This window comes from Clostridium caldaquaticum, assembly GCF_023806125.1.
In the GTDB taxonomy this organism is placed as follows: Bacteria; Bacillota; Clostridia; order Clostridiales; family Clostridiaceae; genus Clostridium_AT; species Clostridium_AT caldaquaticum.
On record NZ_JAMSKT010000001.1, the window covers coordinates 116,907 to 137,696 of the forward strand.

The 20,790-nt window shown below is 32.9% G+C and carries 17 protein-coding genes, 1 tRNA gene and 1 other annotated feature; of the genes, 2 read left to right on the forward strand and 16 right to left on the reverse strand.

Annotated features, from left to right (window positions below; translation table 11 throughout):
• Positions 1–117 precede the first annotated feature (117 nt).
• The 9 genes from M2651_RS00550 to M2651_RS00590 form a co-directional block, all read right to left on the reverse strand.
• Positions 118–1,221 (reverse strand): GerAB/ArcD/ProY family transporter, encoded by a 1,104-nt coding sequence (locus M2651_RS00550; RefSeq protein WP_252130375.1) that lies wholly within the window; start codon positions 1,219–1,221, stop codon positions 118–120.
• On the reverse strand, positions 1,218–2,315 hold the full coding sequence (locus tag M2651_RS00555; RefSeq protein ID WP_252130376.1) for a GerAB/ArcD/ProY family transporter: 1,098 nt from the start codon (positions 2,313–2,315) through the stop codon (positions 1,218–1,220). Before M2651_RS00555 ends, M2651_RS00550 begins: the two co-directional genes overlap by 4 nt.
• Entirely contained in the window at positions 2,312–2,542 is a 231-nt protein-coding gene (locus M2651_RS00560) for a hypothetical protein (RefSeq protein ID WP_252130377.1), read from the reverse strand. Before M2651_RS00560 ends, M2651_RS00555 begins: the two co-directional genes overlap by 4 nt.
• Before the next feature lie 3 nt (positions 2,543–2,545).
• A complete protein-coding gene (locus tag M2651_RS00565; protein WP_252130378.1) occupies positions 2,546–3,697 on the reverse strand; it encodes a Ger(x)C family spore germination protein in 1,152 nt (383 codons plus the stop codon).
• 4 nt (positions 3,698–3,701) lie between these two features.
• Positions 3,702–5,213: a spore germination protein gene (locus M2651_RS00570; protein ID WP_252130379.1), complete on the reverse strand. Its 1,512-nt coding sequence runs from the start codon at positions 5,211–5,213 to the stop codon at positions 3,702–3,704.
• A gap of 170 nt (positions 5,214–5,383) precedes the next feature.
• Entirely contained in the window at positions 5,384–6,334 is a 951-nt protein-coding gene (locus M2651_RS00575; RefSeq protein ID WP_252130380.1) for a PucR family transcriptional regulator, read from the reverse strand.
• A gap of 20 nt (positions 6,335–6,354) precedes the next feature.
• Positions 6,355–7,464 (reverse strand): ABC transporter ATP-binding protein, encoded by a 1,110-nt coding sequence (locus M2651_RS00580; protein ID WP_252130381.1) that lies wholly within the window; start codon positions 7,462–7,464, stop codon positions 6,355–6,357.
• Positions 7,465–7,562: 98 nt separating this feature from the next.
• The gene (mnmL, locus tag M2651_RS00585; RefSeq protein ID WP_252130382.1) at positions 7,563–8,498 is read right to left on the reverse strand and encodes a tRNA modification radical SAM protein MnmL/YtqA; all 936 of its coding nucleotides are present in this window, start codon (positions 8,496–8,498) and stop codon (positions 7,563–7,565) included.
• A gap of 79 nt (positions 8,499–8,577) precedes the next feature.
• A complete protein-coding gene (locus M2651_RS00590) occupies positions 8,578–9,699 on the reverse strand; it encodes a hypothetical protein (protein WP_252130383.1) in 1,122 nt (373 codons plus the stop codon).
• 196 nt (positions 9,700–9,895) lie between these two features.
• On the opposite strand from M2651_RS00590, the gene M2651_RS00595 reads away from it, so the two are divergent.
• Both M2651_RS00595 and M2651_RS00600 read left to right on the forward strand, forming a co-directional pair.
• Positions 9,896–10,948, forward strand: a complete 1,053-nt coding sequence (locus tag M2651_RS00595; RefSeq protein ID WP_252130384.1) for a YkvI family membrane protein — start codon at positions 9,896–9,898, stop codon at positions 10,946–10,948.
• 70 nt (positions 10,949–11,018) lie between these two features.
• Positions 11,019–11,918, forward strand: coding sequence for a radical SAM protein (locus M2651_RS00600; RefSeq protein ID WP_252130385.1), 900 nt, complete (start codon positions 11,019–11,021; stop codon positions 11,916–11,918).
• A gap of 61 nt (positions 11,919–11,979) precedes the next feature.
• On the opposite strand, the gene M2651_RS00605 is transcribed toward M2651_RS00600, so the two are convergent.
• The 7 genes from M2651_RS00605 to M2651_RS00635 all read right to left on the reverse strand — a co-directional run bounded on the left by M2651_RS00605 (position 11,980) and on the right by M2651_RS00635 (position 20,578).
• The gene (locus M2651_RS00605; protein WP_252130386.1) at positions 11,980–13,779 is read right to left on the reverse strand and encodes a heme NO-binding domain-containing protein; all 1,800 of its coding nucleotides are present in this window, start codon (positions 13,777–13,779) and stop codon (positions 11,980–11,982) included.
• 237 nt (positions 13,780–14,016) lie between these two features.
• Complete coding sequence (locus M2651_RS00610) at positions 14,017–15,753, reverse strand: NADH-dependent [FeFe] hydrogenase, group A6 (protein ID WP_252130387.1); 1,737 nt, start codon at positions 15,751–15,753, stop codon at positions 14,017–14,019.
• Between the two features lie 26 nt (positions 15,754–15,779).
• Positions 15,780–17,570 (reverse strand): NADH-quinone oxidoreductase subunit NuoF, encoded by a 1,791-nt coding sequence (locus tag M2651_RS00615; protein WP_252130388.1) that lies wholly within the window; start codon positions 17,568–17,570, stop codon positions 15,780–15,782.
• Between the two features lie 14 nt (positions 17,571–17,584).
• The gene (locus tag M2651_RS00620) at positions 17,585–17,986 is read right to left on the reverse strand and encodes a (2Fe-2S) ferredoxin domain-containing protein (RefSeq protein ID WP_252130389.1); all 402 of its coding nucleotides are present in this window, start codon (positions 17,984–17,986) and stop codon (positions 17,585–17,587) included.
• Positions 17,987–18,004: 18 nt separating this feature from the next.
• Complete coding sequence (gene nuoE, locus M2651_RS00625; protein WP_252130390.1) at positions 18,005–18,505, reverse strand: NADH-quinone oxidoreductase subunit NuoE; 501 nt, start codon at positions 18,503–18,505, stop codon at positions 18,005–18,007.
• Between the two features lie 163 nt (positions 18,506–18,668).
• Positions 18,669–20,060, reverse strand: a complete 1,392-nt coding sequence (locus M2651_RS00630; RefSeq protein WP_252130391.1) for a glycine--tRNA ligase — start codon at positions 20,058–20,060, stop codon at positions 18,669–18,671.
• Positions 20,061–20,180: 120 nt separating this feature from the next.
• Positions 20,181–20,350 (reverse strand) — a binding site (T-box leader).
• A 153-nt stretch (positions 20,351–20,503) separates the two neighbouring features.
• Positions 20,504–20,578: transfer RNA gene (locus tag M2651_RS00635), tRNA-Asn, on the reverse strand.
• Positions 20,579–20,790 lie beyond the last annotated feature (212 nt).

Genomic DNA, 20,790 nt, shown 5'->3' on the forward strand with positions numbered 1-20,790 from the left:
GATAAATTTCTAATTCTTAACTTCTTTAAATCAAAAATTATTCAGAAAATTCACATTATTATCCACAGAAATAGACAAGCTTTTTCATAATTATTAAATTAATTTACTTAATAATTTTTAAGTACTTTGTGAATTATAAATATTTATCTTTTTATATTTAATTTTAGCTGCAATAAAAATAATAACAGGTAAAATAATTTCAAAAGGTATTTTATAATATGGTGCTATCTGAGATGACCATTTTTTTAATTCCATTATGTCATCAACTACCAAAAAGCCTAAATTATAAATTATCAATGCTATAGGCACTACAATAAATCTATAATCTTTAAAATTAAATAATTTGGAAACACCTTTTGAAGCACCAAAGAGACAAATACTTATTTTTATTGTACATGTAATTAAAAATGCAATAGAAACTACCGACTCCAATCTCTGCAAAAAATTAGCTATATTTATTAATGAAACTGTAATATAGCCGGCATAAAAACTTATTGAAATTACGTATTCCCCTAAAACCATCACATTTCTAATTGCTAAGGTAAAAATCATTAATCCTGTAATAATTACCCCCATCATATAAGTTTTAAATACAGCTTTTTTATCTTTTAAAGAAGAAAAAATCATAGTAAATATAACCGTCTCTGCAAAAGGAAAAGAAAATGCGGAAAACGCCCCAGTGATAAGGGGCTTTACACCATTTTCCATTATAGGCAGTATTTTATTTATATTAATGTTTTGTATAGACAATGTAATGGTAAGAAATAACATAATATTAAGAAAATTAAAAAGAAACTCTGCCCATCTTCCGAGCACTTCAATACCTTCCTTTACACCCCAAATACATAAGAACATAATACATGCCATCATCACCTCTCTAGGAGTCCTTGGAAGTCCAATATTATTTACAAAATCTGCAAAATTATTAAGTGCTAATGAACCTACATGTATTGCAAACCAGATAAATAGTATATTAGCAACTGTTCCGAATAACTTTCCTAAAACCAATACAGATATATCGAAAATATCTTTTCCAGGAAACATTGAAATAAGCTTTGCATAAATAAACAGCATAGGAAAAGATAAAATCATTCCTATAATAATAGCAAGCCACACATCTTTTTTAGCTTCCCCGCCTGTACCTACCACTACTGTACTGCCTTGTATAAATAAAATCAAAAGAACCATACCTTGTTTATTGGAAATCACTTCTTTGTTCATACTCTTATCTCCCCGCTGCTTTTGCGCAGTTTTATTTTAGCGACAATAAAAATTACAACAGGTAAAATCACCTGAAATATAAAGGCATAGTAAAAATATACCTGTTCTACCCATCTGTTTAATTCCATCATATTTTTATAAACAAGAAATTCTACATTTAAAATAATCAGTGCAATAGGCACTACAATAAACCTGTAGTCTTTGAAATTAAACAATTTAGAAATGCCTTTTGAAGCACCTAAAAGACACATGCTTATTTTAATAAAACCTGCAATCAAAAATGTAATAGCCAGAACTGACTCCAGTCTCTGAAGAAATTCAGTAATATTTATTGTTTTAATTGCAGCATAACTTGGAAAATAGTTAAGTGATATAATATAATCTCCCAATACAAGAGTATTTATAAAGGATATAACTGTTAATAATATTCCTCCTATGATTAAACCTACTATATAACTTTTAAAAGGTGATTTTTTATCCTTTAAGGAGGAAAAAACCATAATAAATATAACTGTTTCTGCAAAGGGAAACGCAAATGCTGAAAGTGCTCCTTTAATTACAGGTTTTATACCCTCTTCCAATACAGGCAGAATATTAACAATATTAATATTTTGTATACATAATAATTCTTGAAAAATTATTATAATCATGAGAACACTAAAAAAAAATTCTGCCCATCTTCCTATTACTTCAATGCCTGCCTTTACTCCCCAAGCAGATAAAATCATAATACACGCCATCGGTGCAACACTAGGAGTTTCTTGAAGTCCAACAATGCTTATAAATTCAGAAAAATTAGACAAAACCAATGCTCCTAAATGTATTGCAAACCAGATAAATAGTATATTAACTATTCTGCCGAGTAGTCTACCTAAAACCATTATTGATATGTCAAAAATATCTTTTCCAGGAAACATGGAAAGAAGCTTTGCATATATAAGCACTATAGGAAAAGTTAATAAAATTCCTATAATATTTGCAAGCCACATATCTTTTTTAGCCTCTCCTCCTGAGCATACTACAAGAGTACTTCCAAGTATAAAAAGTATTACTAAAGTTATACCTTGTTTATCAGAAATTACTTCTTTGTTCATATTTTTATCTCCTGTATTTTCTTTAATATAGGTAAAATAAGCTTTGTCGTGATAGATGCTATACTTGGAATGCTGGTTCCAATCCTAATATTTATACTGCAAGTTAAAGCTATAAGCATAAATATAACATATACTATAATCTGTTTCTTTTCTTTTTTCTTAAGGAGGTAAGCTATTTCAATAAACATTATTATAAAATAAATTAATAAAACCAGCAGTACATTCAAACTTTATTTTCCTCCTTTCATAGGTTTAGAAGCCAGTACGCTTCCTTTTATATTTAAGTCTACATTAACTTCCACCGGCAGGCTTGAAAATTCTTCAGACCAATTTTCCTTTAACTTTTTCCAAAGCTTCGGATTTTTTATTTCTACTTTTTTTCCAAAACCAAAAACATCGCTTTTATATTCATTTTGAAGCTTTTTTATTATACTTTCCAGCCTTGCCTTTATAACCTTTTCTCCTTCCCGTTTTATCATTTCTTCTATGTCTTCTTTGGAAAAGTCTAAGTTTCCGTTTAATTCAGATATATTAACAGTAGTGTCAACATCTACCTTCATTGTAATTTCTCCGTTAGAAAATACAGGTTTTACTTTTGTTTTATTATCAAGTATTTCAAAGGTTATATTGTTTTTCGTATCTGCAATGTTTTGAACTACAATGAGACCGCTCTTCAGTTTATCTTCTACCATCAGTGAATACTGGGTTTCTTCGCCATTTAAATATCCTGTTATCTTGTCATATTTTAAAACAGCACTGCCGCTGATTTCAGGTTCAAATTTATCATCTGATTTTTTTATATTTACAATGGGTACTAACATTGCAGTATCTTTAGAGGCTAAATTTGCAACAATATTTATTAATCGAGTTTTTGGATACTTAGGTGAACTTTTCTGATTGTCAACAATATACTCTAACCTATCTGTTCTGATTTCTTTTATAGAATGATTAATCTGTAAAATTTCCTTCGCTGTTTCTTCTTTTGAAATTAAAATCAGTACATCTCCTCTAATCTCTGCACCTCTGTAAAAAAGATCCATAACAGTAGTAATATCTTCAGAAATAACCTTCTCACTGAAAATAAGCATAGTAGTATGAGCCCAATATCCTTTTTTTCCCATTTTGGATATTGCGTTTCTTATAGCTTCTAAAATGGTACTTCCTTTACTTTCAGAAAGCTCAGACTGCAGTTCTTTTTCCTGAGGTTTAGGCTTTATAAGTTCAAGTGTAATAACATACTGATTATCTCTATTGTCTTTATCAACAGCACATCCTATCACAATATTATACTTTTCAACATCTTTATAGTCCCAGCAGGAAGTGCATATAAATACATTAATTATTACAAGAGCTAAAGCTAGAAATTTTTTTAATAATCTCATTTACTTAGCCTCTTTTCTCAGAATTTATTTGTTTCTGCCTCTTTCTATTTCTAGTAATCAATTTGTTTCTAAAATTCATGTAAACCCAAGGTGCTCTTATTGCAGTGTCTTTTAAATCTTCAGACTTAATACTTGCTGTATTTAACATATATGGAACTCCAAAAGACCTCATGGACATGAGGTAAAGAAATAACCCCATTACTCCGAAGATATAGCCGTAAAGTCCTAAAAAAGAAGCTAAAACAATAAATATATATCTTACCATTATACAGGCTCCTATCATTTTAGGAACAATAAAAGAAGCAATTCCCGTTGTAGCCACTACTATAACTATAGGAGCACTTACAATTCTTGCATTTACCGCTGCATCCCCAAGAATTAAGGCACCAACTATACTCACCGCCTGCCCTATAGGTCTTGGCAGTCTGACTCCTGCTTCTCTAAGCACAGAAAAACCAGTAAGCATAATTAAATTTTCCAACACTGTAGGAAAAGGTATGCCTAGTCTTGCGGTATATATGCTTATTAAAAGAGAGGTTGGTATAAGCTCCTGATGAAAGCATACTACTGATATATATAAAGCTGGTACACTTATTGTCATAAAAAATGCAAGCATTCTAACCAATCTATTGTAGGTACCAAATATATAGTTAAGATAATAATCTTCGTATATATCGAAATACTCTAAGAATATAAAAGGCAGCAGAAGAACAAATGGAGTACCGTCGCATATTACGCCAATTCTTCCTTCTAAAAGCTTTGCTGCAACTATATCAGGACTTTCCGTAGTTCCTATTGTATCAAAAAGAGATAACGGAGAGTCTTGTATAAATTCCTGAATATACTGAGACTCTAATATACCGTCAATATTAATATTTTGAAGCCTTTTATTAAGTTCCTTAAGAATTTCTTCATTAGCTATGCCTTCTATATAAGTTACGCATATTTTTGTTTTAGTCTCTGTACCAACTTCACTGAAAATAAATTTAAGGCTGGGATTTTTCACTCTTCTTCTTATTAAAGTTGTGTTGGTCATAATGCTTTCAGTAAAAGCTTCTCTTGACCCCTTAATTACTTTTTCTGTTGAAGATTCAGTTAGTGCTCTTACCGGCCAGCCTTTAGTATCTATTATTAAGCCTTCATCAAAACCATCTATTAAAAGAAGTGTATCTCCATACAGCATATCCCATGTTAATTCGTTTATATCTTTTTTCCTGTTTACTTCTGCAGAAATAATAATTTTTTTAATTATTATCTCTAGTATATTGTCAGGTGAAACCACTCCCCCTACATTTAAACTGCTGATGTTAATATTCATTAACCTCTCTATTATGTGTTCATTAACAAGCTGCTTATTTACCATTCCATCGGCATATATGATACAGTATTTTAAATTGCTGTTATATTTATTTTCAAACTCTCTGAATTTTATTGCATTATCATTTTTAAAGAACTCTTTTAAAAACTTCAGATTTTCCTTAAGTGACCTTGTTAAATTGAAGTTTATATTTCCCATGCTTTATCCCCTCTTGTATTCTTTTACTTAGCCTTAATTTACTTCTTTAAAATATTATTTATATTTTCCTGGCAAAATATTCTTATTAAATTTTCAATAGTAACTATTTTAATTTGCTCAAAAAAATAAAAAACTTTCCAAACCCTAAAAAGAGTCTGAAAAGTTTTTTATTATAAAGTTTTATTTTCCTTCCAGATAAGAAAAGCAATTATAAACACAGCTGCTTCTCTAAAGTTTCTTATATCAAAACCTGTTTCTTTAGTTATTTTATCAAGCCTGTATATAAGTGTGTTTCTGTGCACGTATAGCTTTCTTGCAGCATCACTTACATTAAGATCGCAGTTTACAAATTCCTCTATAGTATTTATAATTTCACTGTCGAAAGAATTGAATTTATCTTTGAATCTGTTAAAAAGCTCACCTTTAACCTGAGGATTTATATTGTAAACTATTTTTTCAAAAAGCACCTTATCATAAAAGAAAATCTCTTCTTTAAGTCCAAAGTTTTTACGCAGAGCAAAACATTCTAAAGCTTCATCATAGGCTTTCTTAATATCTTTTATATTGCTGATTGGATTTCTATAGCTTACATAGCACTTGCAGTATAAATCAGACACAATAGACTCTTTTATACTTTGTGCATGCTCATCTATATCCTCAAAATAACCTAATAAAACTATGCAGTTTTTGTATATGAAGCTTATAGTTTCTCCCTGACTGTAAAGCTGCCTTACAATATTTAAAGCTTCAAATCTGCTTCCATCCACGTTTATTAAAAACAAGGTGCAGCCTTTTGATATAAATGAAATATCTTTTCCTAAAGACTCAGCTGAAGCTTCTTTTCCTTCCAAAACTTCAATAATAGCCTGCTCTCTCATGGAAAAAATTTCCCTATATTTATTTTCAATAGTATATCTTAAAAGAGCTGTACAGTTTTCTTCACACTTTAAAATTTCTAAGATTACCCTTGATGTGCCTAAATTCATTATTGATGAAGTAATTTCCGAGCTTTCCACACCTTCTAATCCTGAATACTTAAAATTTCCATCTTCAAATATCAGATTAAATTTTATACCTGTACTGCTAATTAAGTCTTGCAGAAAGCTTTGGAAAGTATACATTAAATCTTCACGCCCCTAAACTATACAACTGTTTTTTCTGTTTCTTTATCAAATACATGTATTCTAGTTTCATCTAATGCAATTTTTAATTTATCTCCAGCCTTAGCTTTTGAACTTCCATTTACTCTTGCTGTAATGTTTGATTTTCCTTTTGAAAGGTAGATATAAGTTTCAGCTCCCATAAGCTCTGTAACTTCAACTGCTGCTGTTACTACAGAATTTGGATGCTTAGCTATGAACTCTTCATTGTCATCAATATTTTCTGGTCTTATTCCCATTATAACTTCTTTTCCTACATAACCTTCCTTTTTAACAACAGCACCTTTTTCTGCTGGAAGAGTTACTCTATCTTCTCCAAAAACAAGAACTATTTGTCCGTTTACTTCTTCAACCTTAGCATCTATAAAGTTCATCTGTGGTGAACCAATAAATCCAGCTACAAATATATTTGCCGGGTGGTCATATATGTGCTGTGGAGTATCAACCTGCTGGATAACTCCATCCTTCATAACAACTATTCTTGTACCCATTGTCATAGCTTCTGTCTGATCGTGAGTAACGTATATAAATGTAGTTTGTAATTTCTTATGAAGCTTGGATATCTCAGTTCTCATTTGTACTCTTAACTTAGCATCAAGGTTTGATAAAGGCTCGTCCATCAAGAATACCTTTGGCTCTCTAACTATAGCACGACCAAGGGCAACTCTTTGTCTTTGTCCTCCGGAAAGTGCCTTTGGCTTTCTGTCAAGTAAATGCTCTATATCAAGAATTTTAGCTGCTTCTTTAACCTTCTTGTCTATTTCAGCTTTTGGAACCTTTCTTAACTTAAGACCAAAAGCCATGTTGTCATATACACTCATGTGTGGATATAATGCATAATTTTGGAAAACCATTGCAATATCTCTGTCCTTTGGAGCAACATCATTAACCAGCTTATCACCGATATGCAGCTCCCCTTTTGATATTTCTTCAAGTCCTGCTATCATTCTAAGTGTTGTAGACTTACCGCATCCTGATGGTCCAACGAAAACTATAAACTCTTTATCGTCTATATCTAAGCTGAAATCCTTAACTGCTGTTACGTTCCCCTGATAAATTTTATAAATATGTTTTAATGATAAACTTGCCATTATATAATTCCTCCCTACAATAAATTATTCTTATAGCATGTCTTTATTGTAGCATGTAAACGGTACAAAAACTATTCGTAAACTATACAAAAGAAAATCTATGATTTTGTAGAAAAGTACAAACCCTGATATAAATCTTTTTCTATCAGTTTTCTATCTATGGCATTTAGTATCTCCCATTTTTTAAGGCTCCACATAGGTCCTATTAAAAGCTCTCTAGGTGCATCCCCTGTAAGCCTGTGAACAACCATATCCTGTGGAAGCATTGCAATAGAAGTACAGATTAAATCTATATACTCTTCCTGCTCTAAAAAATCTAATAACCCTTTTTCGTACATTTTAACTAATGGTGTGTTTTCCATTAGGTGAAGAAGGTGAAACTTTATTCCCTTGATATGCTTATGTGCTGCATAGTTAACTGTAGATAGCATATCCTCCTTAGTTTCATAAGGAAGACCAAAAATAGTATGAACTACAACATCTATATTTCTGCTATGAAGTTTTTCCAAAGCCTCTTCAAATGTGCTTAATGTATATCCTCTGTTTATAAGTCTGGCACTTTTATCATTTATTGTCTGAAGACCTAGCTCCACCCAAACATAAACTTTATGACTAAGTTCCTCTAACAAATCTAAAACCTCATATGGAAGGCAATCAGGCCTTGTGGCAATAGCCAGTGCCACTACTCCCTCCTGATTTACAGCTTCTTCATATTTTTTCCTAAGTTCATCTACAGGTGCATAAGTGTTGGTATAAGCCTGAAAATAAGCTATATACTTTCCTTCCTTCCACTTTTTATTCATCATTGCCTTTATATCTTCAAACTGTCTGGTTATAGAAAAATTTCTATTGCCTGCAAAGTCCCCTGAGCCTCTTTCACTGCAAAAAACGCATCCTCCCCGGCTTATTGTACCGTCTCTGTTAGGACAGGAAAAACCAGCATCTAAGGAAATCTTAAACACCTTTTCTCCAAATTTTTCTCTTAAAAAATAATTTAAACTATGATATCTTTTTCCTCCCCAATCCTTTTGCATAAGGACCTCCTTTTCTAAGGTGCCAGTCCCTTACCTGGCACCCCCTTTAATTTTACCCTGTGCATTTTATAATGTCTAGTTAAAGCTTCTTAATCTTAAACTCTTTTAAATCCAGTTTATATTTCCCTGCCTGCTCTTGAAGAGTTTTATCATTCATATCCTTCTGAATTACTTCATAGTTTAAAGCATCTTTATCAAAGGAAGAAAAAACAACTTCTACTTTACCATAAGGGTATTTTTCTTCAAACTTTACAGGTATAAGCTCTCCGCTGTCTGTATTGTAGACTCTTATGCATTTTCCCTTATCAGACTTTTCATACTGCACTACAATGAACTTTTCTCCAATTGAAAAACTCATAAACTGTATTTTTGCATTCTTAAATAAGTCCAGTGAAATTAATTCTTTGCCTATAGGCTTTTCCCTTGCCATAGCTCCCCCTTGCTGTCCTCCAGACTTTCCTCCCTGCTGTCCTTCACTTTCTTCTGAACCGCCAGAATCAGCGCCGCCTTGAGTTGCCATGCTTTCATCAATTTTTATAATTCCGGCATAAGAATCTTTATTGTATGTAGAAATAGCTATTCTTTCACCTTCATAACCGAAATTAATTACAGAAAAACTATTTCGTGGAACTGCCTGTTTTGATAAGTTTCCTTTATCATCTTTTGCAAAAATATATTGAGGAAAACTGCTGGGGTCTATTAAAAGGTTTGTTTTAATATTGTTTTTACTTCTTACTCTAAGTGCATGATTTTCAAGAAAAGCTTCCTTCTCCGTTTCGTTTTTCACTTCATTTATCTTATACTCTGCTCCTTCTTTTATAACCTTAATAATTGCTTCATCTAAAGCTGCTATAGGTTCTGAGAGATTCATTCTGGCAACTTTTATTTTGAAAAATCCAGTTTTTCCTATTTCGCTTGTTTCCTCTATGCTGTAGCCCTTTACTTTTAGCTCGCTTTTTCCGCTTTCCTGTGTTTTTTGAGTAAGCTCCTTGCTATACAGTTTTTTTGCACCTTGAAAATCTTCTTTCATAAGGGCTTTCATATATACATCAACTACATTTTGTGCTACTTTAATTTCGAAATCGCTTGTTTCAGCCTGAACTTCACCTTTGCTTGTTTTTTTACAGGCTGTAAATGCGAATATTAAGCAAAGTATAAGCATGTATGATGTAAGCTTTTTTATATGTAAGTTTTTTCTCATATCTGACCCTCCTTTTGTTCTTTTAACATAATCCCATACCTATAAATATAGTTTCCCAAAAAATAAAAATTTAATTTATAAATCATTATTTTTAATTTTTTTCAATATATTTATATAAATATCTCATTTTAAAGAGGCATAAAGAAATTTTCATAATCTTTATGCTCCTTAAGGGAATACTGGGAGGTTGATTTACTTGCGAAGGGGAATTATACTTGCTTTTCAGATTGCGGCAGTATTCATTGGCACAATAGTTGGAGCCGGACTTGCTTCTGGCCAGGAAATAAAACAGTTCTTTACAGAGTATGGGTACAGAGGCTTTTGGGGAATTTTAATATGCTGCTTTATTTACATAGTAATGGGCTATATAATAAGCAGCATTAGTCTTAAATACAATTTAAAATCTTATAATGAGCTTATAAATCTTGTAATTAAACCTAAAATATTTGCAGGTTTAACAGATGGAATAACTAGCTTGTTTCTTATAAGCGGTTCTGCAATAATACTGGCAGGAAGCGGAGCACTTGTTCATCAATATTTTAAGGTATCAAAATGGGTAGGTATATTAGTAATGGCTGCTATATCCTTAATAATACTGCTTAGAGATACTAAAGGTCTAATTGAGATTAATTCCTTTATTGTACCTTCACTTATAATAGTGCTTATAACTATATTTATTCTATACATATTTTTCAGCAAAGAAATGGTTAGTGCAAATGATATTAAAATCATTCCTAGGTATAAAGATAATTGGTTTTTATCTACCTTGCTTTACAGTGGCTTTAACATATTAGGCTGCAGCGGTGTTATAGTTCCTTTAAGTGCGGAAATGAAAAATAAAAAAAGCATGCTTTGGGGAATTGTATTGGGTGCTTTAGTTTTAACAGCACTTACAATAATAATAAACTTTATGCTTTTACTAAATGTACCTTACATATTTAAATATGAAATTCCACTTTTATACATATCCAACAGATTCGGCAGCTTAATTCAAATACTTCTTTTAGGGATAATCTGGCTTGAAATGTTTTCTACAGAAGTATCTGATGTATACAGCGTTGGTAAAGCTTTAAACCAGATATTTAATATATCTTATAAAACTTCTGTTGTTATAATTATTTTAACAGCAATTCCAATATCCTTAGTAGGCTTTGTACACCTGATAAGCATTATATACCCAGCCTTTGGAATAATAAGCCTTGTTTTTATGGTGCAGTGCATATATTTTTATTTCAAAAACTGCAGATAATCTTAACATTACTGCTTATAAATGTTGTATAATTAATTCAAATTTTTATTTTAAACTTGGAGTGTTGTTTATGCTTGAATTATTATACAGCTGCAGACTTTGTCCGCGAAATTGCGGCATTAATAGATTAAAAGGTGAATTAGGTTTTTGCAAATCTGGTGCCAGTGTAAAAGTTGCCAGAGTTTCACTGCATTATTGGGAAGAGCCCTGCCTCTCTGGTGAGAAAGGCTCTGGAACTGTGTTTTTTTCAGAGTGTAATTTAAAATGCGTGTTTTGTCAAAACCATACTATAAGCCATAAAGGTATTGGGAAAGAAATTTCAATAGAACATCTTGCGGAAATTTTTCTTAAGCAGCAGGAGAGAGGAGCTCACAACATAAATTTAGTTACTCCTACTCACTTTATTCCGCAGATAATTGAAGCTGTTAAAATAGCTAAAAATAATGGACTTATGCTGCCTATTGTTTACAATAGCAATGGCTATGAAAATGTAGAAGCTTTAAAGACTCTTAAAGGTCATATAGACATATATCTTCCTGACTTAAAGTATTTTGATGACAAATACGCCGTTAAATACTCTCATGCCCCAGGCTATTTTAAAGCAGCGTCAAAAGCTATAAAAGAAATGTATTTTCAAGCAGGCGAACCAGAGTTTGATGAAAAAGGAATGATGAAAAAAGGAGTAATAATCAGACATTTAATGCTGCCTGGACTTTTATTTGACTCTAAAAAAATAATAGATTATATTAACAATACTTTTGGAAATTCTGTTTTTATAAGCTTAATGAACCAATACACACCTGTTAACAATGTAGAAAGGTATCCAGAGATAAATAAACCTTTAAATCCAAAACATTATGAAGCCCTTATAGATTACTGTCTTACTTTAGGCATAAAAAACGCCTTCATTCAAGAGGAAGGTACTGCATCTGAAAGCTTTATACCTGATTTTGATTTAAGGGGGATATAAAAAATATCCTAAAGATTAAGTGCCAGACACATGACAATAAGATCATATGTCTGGCACTGTACTAAATTTTATACTTGCTTAAATCGCCTTTAAAAGTCTCAGTAATCTTTTTAAACTCATAAATGTTATCTATAAGCTTTTTAATTTCATTTGTATAGTTTGAAACACTTGCGCTTACTTCTTCTGAAGAGGCGGAATTTTCTTCTGCTATGGCAGCCAAGGATTCCATAGTTTCATAAATTCTTGCTATAGAGTCTGTTTCCTTGTTTAACTCATTTATATTGTTAATTGTAGACTGTGCAACGGTTTGAATGGAAGTTGTAGCTTCATAGCTTATATCTCTAACCTTTTGAAGACTGTTTGTTTCGTTTTGAAGTACCTCAAATTGAGATTCAATCTTATCAACCAGCACATTTATTTCTTTTACAAACTGAGCTAAATTAGTATTTATTTCTTCTACTGCATTTTGAGATTGCTCTGCCAGTTTTCTAACTTCTTCTGCAACAACCGAGAACCCTCTTCCTGCCTCACCAGCTCTTGCAGCCTCGATAGACGCATTAAGTGCCAGAAGATTTGTCTGCTCTGAAATGCCAGAAACTATTGATACAATGTTTGTAATATCCTTAGCCTTCATTTCAAGCTCTAATCCTTTATCTTTAACTTCCTGGAACTTGTCTAAACTACTTAGAATATTTTTACTTGCATTATCCACATTTCTATAGCTGTTATCAATTTTATCTATTGCCTTCTGAAGCTCTGTTTTATTAAAATTTTCACTATCTACTATAGTTCTTAAAGCTTGTATATTGTCATTTAATATTGCTACTGCATTTTCTGTATTTTCAGCTTGGCTTACAGAAGTATTTGCAACCTGTTCCACAACTTGTGAAATTTCTTCTGAAGTCTGGTTCATAGAATCTGATATTCTGTTTATTCTATCAGCGAAGGTATTCATTTCGTCAGTTACACCCTTAAAGCCAACAAAATCAGCTCTAACAGCTTTTTTATGCTCTGTAACATATTTAAATAAATCTTCAAAAAAGTCACCAGTGACTATTTGCATATCTTCAACAAAATTACTGCTATTAAGCTTTTTTAAGCTTTCCTCAAGTAATTTCCTAGGTCTTACTAAAACATTTGCTGCTATGAAAGCTGCTGCAGCTGGAATAGCCGCTCCAACCAAAAGCTTTAGTATATCACCAAGTCCCATAACAGGAATAAGTCCAAGCGCTGTAATTATAAATGTAAATAATGCTACTTTAGCCCCAATATTTCTTATAAAACCTAGGGACAAAAGCCTGTTAAATGTATAAGTCTTCTTATAGAATATATCTTTTTCAAAGGTGAGCTTAACCTTTATACTGGTGCTTGTCCTTTCAATTTCCTCGATTTTCACATTTTCATTAAATAATTCACAGCTTCCATCAAGCATTCCAAGAAAATAGTCAAACATTCCTCTTTTAGATTCATAACTAAAAACAGCTTCTCTGCTTGAAATTGGCTCAATTACAACAATGGGCGGTGTTGCTCCAGGAAACCTCTTAACCATAACCACATGTACATCATACATGGATTTCAAAAATGAATATAAATTTTCATGGTCAAAAAAGGCTGGAAAATCTTCAGCAAAAGATTTCAGGTTATAATTTCCTATGTTTCTCCAAAGAGCCTTTATATCTATATTTTCACTCTTTGCAACGGCGCTTATAACAGACATAATCTGCGAATCATCAACATTTTCTGCTGGAGAAAAAATTTTCCCGCTGCTCCAGCCATTTGCTTCCATAGCCTTGTCTACTACTGAATCTCCATAAAGCTTTCTGCATGTCTTCATCCAAGCTGCTACTACTGTGCCTTTCAAAATTATCACCTCTGTTTTCTAAATCTTTCATCTAAATTAATGTAATACTTCTGTATTATATAAATTCTATATTATCATTCATTAATATTATACATCATGTAGTAACTTTTGTTAACTAATTATATCTGAATTTTAAATAAATTTATGATTATTAAAAGTGTATAATATTAAAATAAATCAGATAAACTGCTGAAGCAGTTTATCTGATTTATTTTAAATTAACTTCCTTAAGCTTAATTAAAATTTATTTCTCTTAATATAATGAGTATGAAGAAGTTTATGACTTAAATGTCCATTTGGTTCTTTTAAATATTCTTCATATATTTTAATAATGTATGGATTTTTATGTGATTTTCTGATGGTTAATGCTTCATCTTCATCATAAATTGCTTTAACTCTTTCAGCCTTTATATCTATCTTTTCTCTTATTTTAGAATCAACTATAGGCTGTCCCCCTCCGGTTACACACCCACCCGGACATGCCATTACTTCTATAAAGTCATATTTTTTTTCTTTCTTTTTTATAGACTCCAATACTAATCTGGCATTACCTAAGCCGCTAGCTATTGCTGCAGTAATTGTTCTACCATCAGGCAAATCGATATAAACTTCTCTAATACCTTCAGTTCCTCTTACAGCAGTATAGTTTATAGTATCTATATCCTTACCTGATAAAATTTCCGATATTGTTCTTAAAGCTGCTTCCGCTACACCTCCGGTAGCTCCAAATATTACTGCAGCTCCAGTTGATTCTCCAAAGGGATTATCAAATTTATCTTCCTTTAAATTTAAAAAATCTATTCCTGCCTCTTTAATCATCTGAGATAACTCCCTTGTAGTAAGCACATAATCTACATCCTGAAGACTGCTGTTTGATAACTCCTCTCTTTGTCCTTCAAACTTTTTTGCTACACAGGGCATAATTGAAACAACAACGATTTTTTCAGGTGCTATATTCATCTTTTCAGCAAAATAAGATTTTATTAAAGCCCCTTCCATTTCGCTTGGAGACTTGCAGGTTGATAAGTTATCCAGCATTTCAGGATAATTATGTTCAACAAATTTTACCCATCCGGGACAGCAGGAAGTCATAAGAGGTAATACCCCTCCGTTTTGAAGTCTATTTATTAATTCAGTGCCTTCCTCCATTATAGTTAAATCTGCTGCAAAGTCTGTATCAAATACTTTATCAAATCCCAGTTTTTTCAGTGCCGAAACCATCTTTCCAGTAACTCTTGTGCCAATTGGAAGATTAAATTCTTCTCCTAAGGCAACTCTAATTGCAGGGGCAGTTTGAACAACTACATATTTATCAGGATCAGCTATAGCCTTCCAAACTTCCTTTATACATTCTTTTTCATGGAGTGCCCCCACTGGACAAGACATTATACATTGTCCGCAGTTTACGCAGGTAGTTTCTGAAAGAGGTCTATCGTATACTGTAGTTACTTTTGTATTAAACCCCCTTTGCGAAAAATTAATAGCAGCTACACTTTGTATATTTTTACAAGTGTTAATACATCTGCCGCAAAGTACACATTTTTCTGTATCTCTAATAACAGATGTAGATGAACAGTCAATTTGAGAAACTGTCTTTTCTCCCTGATATTTTATCTCTCTAACATTTAAATCTTTTGAAAGCTTCTTAAGTTCGCAGTTTTCACTTCTTATGCAGGTAGTACATTCTCTTTTATGATTGGATAATAAAAGTTCAACTACCATTTTCCTAGCTTCTCTTACTGCAGCAGTATTAGTTTTAACTTCCATACCGTTTTCGCAAACTAAAGTACAAGCTCCTATAAGTTTCTTTCCTATCTCTACTACACAGACTCTGCAGCTGGCTACTTCATTTATATCTTTTAAAAAACAGAGTGTGGGTATTTCAATGCCTACAGTTCTTGCTGCTTCAAGAACTGTAGTTTCTTTAGGAACTTCTACCTCTATACCATCTATAGTTAACCTGACCTTTTCCATCCTCTTTCCTCCTATCCCATACACTATTACACTTTAACTATTGCTTTAAATTTACATACACTCATGCACAAACCGCATCTTACACAAATTTCAGCATCTATTGCATGAACTTCTCTTACTTTTCCGCTGATTGCACCCACACTGCAGTTACGGGTACAAAGTCCGCAGCCCTTGCATTTATCTTCAAGTATTACATATTTAACAAGAGGTCTGCATACTTTAGCAGGACATTTTTTATCAGTAACATGAGAAATATATTCATCTTTAAAATAATGTAAGGTTGAGAGTACCGGATTTGGAGCTGTCTGTCCTAGTCCACAGAGAGCAGCATTTTTTATACCTTTCCCTAATTCTTCAAGTGACTCAATATCTTCTAAAGTTCCTTTGCCTTGAGTTATTTTTTCAAGAATCTCAAGCAGTCTCTTAGTTCCAATTCTGCAAGGAGTACATTTACCGCAGGACTCATCCTTAGTAAAATCAAGGAAAAACCTTGCTACGTCAACCATGCAGTTATCTTCATCCATTACTATCATGCCTCCGGATCCCATCATGGAGCCTAAAGCTGTTAAAGTATCATATTCTATTGTTGCATCTAAATGTTCTGCTGGAATACACCCCCCGGAAGGACCGCCTGTTTGAACTGCTTTAAAATTCTTTGCATTTGGAATTCCACCACCTATTTCATAAATAGTTTCTCTTAATGTTGTCCCCATTGGAATTTCAACTAATCCAGTGTTTGTTATCTTACCCCCTAAAGCAAAAACCTTTGTTCCTGGGCTTTTTTCTGTTCCTATACTTCTAAACCATTCAGCACCTTTTAATATTATTGGAGCAATATTTGCAAAAGTTTCAACATTATTTATAATAGTAGGCTTACTCCATAATCCGCTGACAGCAGGAAAAGGCGGCTTTGGCATAGGCATACCTCGTCTGCCTTCTATAGACTGCATAAGTGCAGTTTCTTCTCCGCACACAAAAGCACCTGCCCCCAGCCTTAGTTCAATATCAAATTTAAAGCCTGTTCCTAAAATATTTTCCCCAAGAAGTCCATAATTTCTTGACTGCTCAATAGCAGTATAAAGTCTTTCTACTGCAACTGGATACTCAGCTCTTACATAAATAAACCCTTTGTCTGCTCCAATTGCATACCCGCCTATAGTCATAGCTTCAAGTACAGAATGAGGATCTCCTTCTAATACGGAACGATCCATAAAAGCCCCTGGATCTCCTTCATCAGCATTGCAGATTATATATTTCTGAGAGTTTCTCTGCTTAGCTGCAAACTCCCACTTCTTACCTGTTGGAAAGCCGCCTCCTCCTCTCCCTCTTAAGCCAGACTGCTTAATTATATCTATAACTTCTCCAGGAGTCATAGAAGTTAAAACTTTAATAAGAGCACTGTATCCATCAAAGGCAATATATTCATCGATATTTTCAGGATCTATAATTCCGCAATTTCTTAAAGCAATTCTTACCTGCTTTTTAAAGAAACTTAATTCATTTATATTTCTAACTCTTCCATCACCTTCTGCACTATAAACAAGCCTTTGCAGTACTTTATTATTTATAAAATGTTCTTCTACAAGTTCAGGAATATCCTCTACTTTTACTTTACTGTAAAAAGTTCCTTCAGGATAAACAATAACTACAGGCCCAAGCTCACAAAGCCCTAAGCACCCTGTTTTTATAAGTTCTATTTCGTGGTCTATATTATGTCTTTTAAGCTCTGTTTTTAAAACTTTAAATAGATTTGAAGAGTGGATATCTGAGCAGCCTGCACCACCACAGACCAGTACCTGTGCACGATAAAAATCCATTATTTAGCCTCCCTCTAATCATTATCTATTGTATAATCATTTAAAATTTTTCCCTTAACCACATGAATTGTATAATCCTTAAGCACAGCACCTACAAGCAGATGACTTGCAACTACTCTTCTTGCTTTATAAGGCGACATATTCACATAAGTTACCTTTTCTTCCCCCGGTCTTATAATTTCCACAATTGGCTCCAGTCTGCAGACTCCTATGCACCCAGTTTTAACCACAATAATATTGTTTAGCCCAAGCTTATTTATCTCATCTACTACTGCCTCATATACAGATTCCGCACCAGCTGCTAAGCCACAGGTTCCCATTCCTACAACTATTCTCGTTGTTTTTCTATTTGTACCTTGGTTAACTCTATCCCATGCAGCTTTTTTTATATTTTCTATATCCTGAATTGTTTTCATGCTGCTCCCTCCAATCTCCTATCCTGAAACTTTAAATTCTTCAATTATTTTTATTAAATCATCTGGTATAAGTTTTCCGTATACTTTTTCATCAATCATCATAACGGGAGCAAGCCCGCAGCCTCCTAAACATCTGGCAGCCTCTAATGTAAACAATCCATCTTCTGTTGTTTTGCCTACCTGTACTTCAAGAAGGCTGCTTAACCTATCCAATATATCCTGTGCTCCTTTTACATAACATGCAGTACCAAGACATACTTTAATTATGTGCTTTCCTTTAGGTTCCAGTGCAAACTGGGAATAGAAAGTGGCAACTCCATATATTTCTGACATAGGAATACCTAGTTCTTGGGAAATGATTTGCATGACTTTTTCAGGCAGATATCCAAATAATTTTTGTATTTCATGTAGTATTGGAATTAAAGCTCCTTTTACTTCCTTATGTTCTTGAATTATCTGTCTGGCTTTTTTTAACCTGTCATCATTTTCGCCGCAAGAGCAGCAGCAGCCTTTTTCCATTCTATACTCCTCCTGTTTGCTTTGTTATTTTATTAACAGAAAATCTTAATACATCCTATTTATATAATAGTTTTTTTTATTTTATGCTGATTTATTATATTATCTTTACAAGAAAAATATTTTTCTGCCAAAAATAAAAAACCGCCATTTCTGGCGGTAAAGTTTAAAACTCTAATTTTTCTTCTATGAACTTTTCAAGTTCATCTATATTCAATCTAATCTGCTGCATTGTGTCTCTGTCTCTTACTGTAACAGTGTTATTCTCTAAAGTATCAAAATCTATAGTTATGCAGTATGGAGTTCCAATTTCATCTTGTCTTCTATATCTTTTTCCTATACTTCCTGTTTCATCATAGTCCACATTAAATTTCTTTCTAAGCTTGTCGTAAACTTCAGTAGCCTTTTCTGAAAGCTTTTTGCTAAGAGGAAGAACAGCTGCCTTAAATGGTGCTAAAGCTGGATGGAAGTGAAGCACTGTTCTTACATCTCCATCTTCTAAAGTTTCTTCGTCATAAGCATTGCATAAAAAGGCTAAAGCAACTCTGTCTGCACCAAGTGACGGCTCTATGCAGTATGGTATATACTTTTCATTTGTTGCAGGATCAAGATAGCTTAATTCTTCCCCAGAATGCTCTGAATGCTTCTTAAGGTCGTAATCAGTTCTGTCTGCTATACCCCAAAGTTCTCCCCAGCCAAATGGGAAAAGGAATTCTATGTCTGAAGTAGCATTACTGTAGAAGGATAGCTCTTCTTTTGAATGATCTCTGATTCTTAAATTTTCTTCTTTCATGCCAAGACTTAAAAGGAAGTTCCAGCAATAATTTTTCCAGTAATCAAACCATTCTAAATCTGTGCCCGGTTTACAGAAGAATTCAAGCTCCATCTGTTCAAATTCTCTTGTTCTAAATATGAAGTTTCCTGGTGTTATTTCATTTCTAAAGGATTTACCTATTTGAGCTATACCAAAAGGTACCTTTTTTCTTGAAGTTCTTTGAACATTTTTAAAATTAACAAAGATACCTTGTGCAGTTTCTGGTCTTAAATATACTTCTGATTTTGAATCCTCTGTTATACCCATAAAAGTTTTAAACATAAGATTGAACTTTCTTATATCAGTAAAGTTTTTCTTACCGCATTTCGGGCAGACAATATTATGCTCTTCGATATAACCCTTTAACTGCTCATTAGTCCATCCATCAGCACTGGCAACAGCAGCCCCTTGCTCAGTCATATGGTCTTCAACTAATTTGTCCGCTCTAAATCTAGCTTTACATTCCTTACAGTCCATTAATGGATCTGAAAATCCTCCTACGTGTCCTGAAGCAACCCAAACCTGGCTGTTCATTAAAATTGCAGTGTCAACGCCAACATTATATGGGCTTTCTTGAACAAACTTCTTCCACCAAGCTTTTTTTACATTATTTTTAAACTCCACTCCAATTGGGCCAAAATCCCACGCATTTGCAAGACCTCCATATATTTCTGAGCCTGCAAACACAAAACCTCTGTTTTTCGCAAGTGCTACGATTTTATCCATAGTCTTTTCAACTGCCATTTTAACTCCTCCTTATTATTTTACTTGCAGTTCTAGTTTAGTATACAGCCAATGCTGCAGCCTGTGAAAATAAAAACCAGCACAACAAGTTAACTTTACATAATAAAAAGGCCCTTTACCATAAGGGACGAAAGAAAAACCCTTCCGCGGTTCCACCCTTGTTGGCAAAAGCCCTGCTTTACAAATCAATCACTCAAAAGCTCCCTTCACAATAGTCCTCCAGCTGTTTGCACCAACCACAGCCTCTCTATTGAATTTCTATTACTACTCTTCTTTCTCATCGTGCTATATTATATTTACATACAATTTTAGCATATTAGAAGGTATTGTCAATAATATTTTTAAATTTGCCTTCATTTAAGCTTTTTCACTAAACAAATGCAAAAAAGCAACGTCAACACGACATTGCTGAATTAATTTCATATTAAATTCAAAAAATAAAATGGCTCCGTGGAGAGGACTCGAACCTCCAACCCTTCGGTTAACAGCCGAATGCTCCGCCATTGAGCTACCACGGAAAACTGACTACATTTGTTAGTATATCATATTTTTTTTAAAATGCAATAGTTTTTTTAAATTTTAATATAAATATTTATTTTTTTGGTTAATATATTGTTTGTTCTCAAACTTTATACAGGTTTAAATTTTTTGTCGAAAAAATTTTGTTGATTAATTATATTATTATAAGCTATACTCAAAGTGTACTACATAAACTAATACACTTAATACA